Genomic DNA, 370 nt, shown 5'->3' with positions numbered 1-370 from the left:
AATCAACACCGCGCACCGCAACGAGCAGTACCTCAAGGACATTGCGCTACCCTCCAGCATCACGGCCTCCACCGACGTCGCCGAAGTCCTGGACGGAGCCGACCTAGTCGTTCTGGCCGTTCCCGCCCAGACGCTCCGGCTTCAGCTGCGCGAATGGTCGTCCCTCATCGGACCGGACGCCATGGTGGTGTCCTTGATGAAGGGCCTGGAACTGCACACCGACGCCCGCATGAGCGAGGTCATCAGCGAAGAGTTGTCCATCCCCGCCGAGCGCGTCGCCGTCGTGTCCGGACCCAATCTCGCCATGGAGATCGCTCGGGAAGAACCGACAGCCTCAGTAGTGGCCTGCACCGATGACGCGGCCGCCGGC

1 pseudogene is annotated in these 370 nt (G+C 65.1%); it reads left to right on the top strand.

Features of this window, described 5'->3' with window-relative positions:
• A pseudogene (locus AC1DKD_RS42480) lies at positions 1–370 on the top strand (NAD(P)H-dependent glycerol-3-phosphate dehydrogenase); the annotation flags it as partial.

The sequence above is a fragment of the Cupriavidus sp. 05T313 genome, from assembly GCF_056396665.1.
Note: the sequence above shows the minus strand (reverse complement) of the source record. Positions and strands in the feature narration are given on the sequence as shown.